General features: G+C 42.7%; 1 protein-coding gene and 1 pseudogene. Both read left to right on the top strand.

Annotated elements, in window-relative coordinates:
- Positions 1–198, top strand: a pseudogene (locus tag ESZ26_RS19100) (30S ribosomal protein S6--L-glutamate ligase); the annotation flags it as partial.
- A 5-nt stretch (positions 199–203) separates the two neighbouring features.
- Positions 204–640, top strand: a 437-nt coding sequence (locus tag ESZ26_RS19095) for a succinylglutamate desuccinylase/aspartoacylase family protein (RefSeq protein WP_211361250.1), incomplete at its 3' end; no start/stop codon positions are given.

Below are 640 nucleotides of genomic sequence, written 5' to 3'. Positions count from 1 at the left end.
GCAAAAGCAATGGGCCTAAACATGTGTGGCGTTGATTTACTGCGTTCACAAAATGGCCCTATGGTGATGGAAGTTAATTCATCTCCAGGTCTTGAAGGTATTGAAAAAGCGACCGGTAAAAATGTTGCCGGTATGGTGTTTGAATTTTTAGAAAAAAATGCCAAGCCTCATGACACTAAAACACGTGGTAAAGGATAATTACAGTGAGTGCTACAGACATATTACGTATTGGTGAGTTCGACATTTTACCCGGAGAGCAGCGTAAAATAGAGTTGCCGGTTGCTAAGTTGTATACCGATGCCGATGTTTCTTTGCCAGTTCATATTATTCGCGCGAAAAAACCGGGACCGACTATTTTTTTAAGTGCGGCGGTGCATGGCGACGAATTAAATGGCATTGAAATTATTCGCCGTTTGATCCACGAAAAGAAACTTAAAATAACGCGAGGTACGGTTATCGCTGTGCCTATGGTTAACGTCTATGGCGTGGTCAATCAAAGTCGTTATATGCCTGACCGTCGTGATTTAAACCGTTGTTTTCCAGGGTCAGCGAAGGGCTCTTTAGCGGGGCGTGTTGCACATATTTTTCTTAATGAAATCGTAAAACATTGTGATTACGGTATCGATTTACATACCGGGGC

Origin of the sequence: Colwellia hornerae (assembly GCF_007954355.1) — a bacterium.
In the GTDB taxonomy this organism is placed as follows: Bacteria; Pseudomonadota; Gammaproteobacteria; order Enterobacterales; family Alteromonadaceae; genus Colwellia_A; species Colwellia_A hornerae.
This window is presented reverse-complemented; position numbering and strand designations above follow the sequence as displayed.